The sequence below is a fragment of the Caulobacter sp. D5 genome (assembly GCF_003185805.1).
Lineage (GTDB): Bacteria > Pseudomonadota > Alphaproteobacteria > Caulobacterales > Caulobacteraceae > Caulobacter.
The window spans coordinates 1-3,792 of record NZ_QHJY01000365.1 but is presented as its reverse complement, the minus strand read 5'-3'; the positions used below and the strand labels follow the sequence as shown (position 1 = coordinate 3,792).

At 72.2% G+C, this 3,792-nt stretch carries 3 protein-coding genes; 1 reads left to right on the top strand and 2 read right to left on the bottom strand.

The window, feature by feature from the left end:
* Positions 1-1,535: alkaline phosphatase (locus DMC18_RS21020; protein ID WP_110133284.1), on the top strand; the 1,535-nt coding region annotated here is incomplete at its 5' end.
* Positions 1,536-1,552: 17 nt separating this feature from the next.
* Here DMC18_RS21020 and DMC18_RS21015 read toward each other — a convergent pair.
* Both DMC18_RS21015 and DMC18_RS21010 read right to left on the bottom strand, forming a co-directional pair.
* Positions 1,553-2,569 (bottom strand): aromatic ring-hydroxylating dioxygenase subunit alpha, encoded by a 1,017-nt coding sequence (locus tag DMC18_RS21015; protein ID WP_110118720.1) that lies wholly within the window; start codon positions 2,567-2,569, stop codon positions 1,553-1,555.
* Positions 2,566-3,693 (bottom strand): hypothetical protein, encoded by a 1,128-nt coding sequence (locus tag DMC18_RS21010; protein WP_110118721.1) that lies wholly within the window; start codon positions 3,691-3,693, stop codon positions 2,566-2,568. The genes DMC18_RS21015 and DMC18_RS21010 overlap by 4 nt, the downstream gene beginning before the upstream one ends.
* Between the last annotated feature and the right edge of the window lie 99 nt (positions 3,694-3,792).

Below are 3,792 nucleotides of genomic sequence, written 5' to 3'. Positions count from 1 at the left end.
CCGCCGGTCTCGCCGGCGCGACCGGCTTCACCCACAATGTCGCCAGCGGCGAGCCCGCGGCCGACTCCATGCTGCTGTGGACGCGCTACGTCCCCGAGACCGCCGCCGACGTCGTGCGCCTGCAGGTCGAGGTGGCGCTCGACCAGGGCTTCTCGCGCATCGTCTCGGGCGCCGTGGTCCGCACCGGCGCCTATCGCGACTGGACCGCCAAGGTCACGGTCGACGGCCTCGAGCCTGGGACTGTCTACTGGTACCGCTTCGTGGCGCCGGACGGGACGCGCTCGCCGGTCGGCCGCACCAAGACCCTGCCGGAGGGGCAGGTCTCGCGCTTCAACCTGGCGGTCTTCTCCTGCTCGAACCTGCCGTACGGCTACTTCAACGCCTATGGCCACGCGGCGGCGCGGAACGACCTCGATCTTTGGCTGCACGTCGGCGACTACATCTATGAGGGGCCGGGCGTGCTGCGCGAGGGCTTCGAGCCCGACCGCGTGCCGCTGCCGGCCAGCGAGATCCTGGCCATCGCCGACTATCGCCTGCGCTACGCCAGCTACCGCGCCGATCCCGACCTCCAGCGGCTGCACCAGATGGCGCCTATGGTCGCCCTCTGGGACGATCACGAGTCGTCCAACGACAGCTGGGAGGGCGGGGCCCAGAACCACCAGCCGGCGGAAGGCGACTGGAACCTGCGCCGGGCCGCGGCCATGCAGGTCTATCGCGAGTGGATGCCGGTCTCGGACGAGCCGTGGAAGGCCTATCCGATCGGCGCCCTGGCCACCCTCTACCGCACGGAATCGCGCCTGCTGGCCCGCACCCAGCCGGCCGACATCGGCGCGACCTTCAAGGCGGCCGATCCCGACGCGGCCCTGAAGGCCTTCCGCGACGGGCCCTGGCGCGATCCCTCGGCCACCATGCTGGGCACGACCCAGGAAAGCTGGCTGGCCCACGCCTTCAAGGCCAACGCCAGGACCACGGCCTGGCAGCTGGTCGGCATGGGCACGATCATCGGCCGCACCGTCATGCCCGCCGACGCCGTCGACTGGCTGAAGCCGGACACCAGCGAGCGCAAGGTCGCCGGCTACCGCAACAACATCCGCGCCGCCAGGCAGGGCCTGCCGATGTGGATGGACCGCTGGGACGGCTATCCGCAGGCTCGCGCGCGGCTCTTGAAGGCGGCCCAGGCCGCCGACGCCGACCTCGTCATGCTGGCCGGCGACAGCCACAACGCCTGGGCCTTCTCCCTGGTCGAGGACGGCCGTCCCGCCGGCGTGGAGTTCGCCGGCCACAGCGTCACCTCCAACGGCCTGGAGGGCGACATGGGCGCCGACCCGGCCATGGTGGCGCGGGGCTTCATGGCCGCCAATCCGGAGATGAAGTGGGCCGACACCAGCCGCCGCGGCTACATGATGATCGAGGTCACGCCCCGCCGCGTGACCGGCGAATGGCTGTTCATGAAGACCATCAAGACCCGCCAGGTCGAGGTGGCGGGCTCGCACCGCATGTCGGTCGAGCGCGGCCGGCGGATCCTGTCGGCCTGATCTTGGCGGCCTGATCCTCAGAGCCAGATGGTGTTGGGGCCGTCCACCGACGGCTCCAAAGCCTCCCCCTGGTAGAGGCGCGTCAGGGGCGTGGTCACGCGGTCCGTGGGCCCGGACTTGAACCGAGGGCCTCCGAAGGCGGCGATGGTCGCGTACTGCCGCTCCAGCGCGCGGCGGTCCTGGACCGCGACCGGGCGCACGAAGGCCATGATCGCCTGCCGCTTCAGCCAGGCCGGCGCGCGGCCCTTCGGCGTCGTCCAGCAGCCGAAGCCCCGGAAGCGGTCCTGCGTCTCGGGCACGAAGAAGGCCGTGGCGCACAGGGTCAGGCTGTCCTTCTTCTCCCAGCGCCCCTGGAACGTCACCGGCGGATAGTAGCGGCCGACGCTGCGCTGGCGATCGCCCTCCAGCAGCCGCGACATCCAGCCCCGGTCGGGCTCGTCCTGCTCGTAGACCACCTCGACGCCATCGGCGTGCTGGATCACCGTCTGGCGCACGGCCTGGCGCTTGCCGCTGACCCGGATCAGGCCGTCGTGCACGAAGTTGGTGTGGAACGGGTCGAGGATGTTCTCCAGCGCGTCGAGGGCGCGAGCCTTCCACGGCGGCTGGCTCCACCAGAAATGATCGTGGTCGGGGTCGCCCAGCAGCGGCGGCAGCACGAGATCCGGTTGCTGCGGATCCGGCTCCAGCCGCACGAACACCGCCCCGTGCCGCTCGACCAGTTCGATCCGCCGCGCGCCCAGGCGCTCGGCGTTCACCGCCTCGCTGGTCCCCGGGATCTCGATGCAGCCGCCCGAACCGTCGAACCGCCAGCCGTGATAGGGGCAGCGGATCGCCCCATCGACCACCTTGCCGTCCGACAGCGGATAGTTGCGGTGCGGACAGCGGTCTTCCAGCGCCGCGGCCGCGCCCTTGGCGTCGCGGAACAGCACCAGCGGCACGCCGGCCAGCTGGCGCGACAGGGGCTTTGCCGTCAGCTCGCGGGACAGACAGACGGGCAGCCAGGTTCGGTTCAGGCCGGCGGGGAAGGGCGTCATCCGGCGGCGATCCTTTCCAGGGTCGGGGTCAGGGCGTCCAGCGCCTTGGCCAGCAAGGCGTAGCCCGCCCGCCGCCAGGGGGGAAGATGGTCGTCGAACACCATCTGGTGCTCCAGCGCCGGCATCGCGCCCCGGTGGCGCTTGAAGGCCGCCGCGCCGGCCGAGCCGTTTACCGCCAGGCCCTGCTCGACGGCGTGCTGGACCGACAGCGCCATGGCGATCCGGAACAGGCCCTCGGCCTCGGGCCGCGTCCGGTCGTGGCCCAGCATCGGCGTGGCCAGCTCGCCGCCGCAGGTCTGGTCGGCGGCGAAGGCGACGATCTCGCCCGAAGCCGCGCGCACAAGCGACAGGCGCAGCACGCCCGACGCGACAGCCGCCGCCAGCGCCGCCGCCGTGTAGCGCGGATTGGCGCGGGAATACTTGGCGATATAGACGCCGGCATAGAGCGCCAGCAGCCGCTCGATCTCCTCCGGGGTCGGCCTGGCGTCGGTCTCGACCGTGAAGCCGCCGGCCGCCGTCAGAGCTAGATCCCGCCGCACGTCGCGGCGCGACGCCCATTGCCGCGCGGGATCGGGCAGGCGCCAGATCAGCCGGCTCAGCAGCCGCCGCCCGCCGGCCGCCCGCATCCGCGCCAGCAGATCGGCGTGATCGACGACGTTCAGGCTGCGCCAGACGATCGTCCGGTCGGGATAGGCCGCCCGCAACGCCGCCAGCGCCTCGTTCAGTTCCGCCCCGTCCCAGCCGCCGTGCAGGCTGGTCGAGAACAGCAGGTGGTTCACATGGACGGCGTCGTCGGCCCGGGTGGCCCGCAGCAGGCCCTCGGTCAGCCCGGACGCGGCCTTGGCCGCCACCGCCTCGCCGCCCTTCAGTTCGCGGTCGATCTCCTCGCGCAGCGTCTGGCCGTAGGTGACGCTCGGCGCGGTCAGCCAGCAGGCCTGCCGTCCTTGCGGTACGACCAGGGTCAGCGCCCGGTCGCGCAGTTGCAGCGCCGCGAGGTCGAAGCGGGCGTTCTCCAACGCGCCGTCGGGTCCCAGAGCCGCCAGGGCGCGGGCATAGGCGCCGACCGCCGGATCGCCCCAGTCGAGCGCCGCATCGTCCACGGCCGCGACCCGCACCGCGCTCACGCCGGGTCTCCGTTCCACTCGATGTCGGCGGTCATGGCGGCGGCCAGCGTGCGGCCGCTGGCCAGCGCCTTCAGGCCGAACGCCGCGCTGTCGACCAGG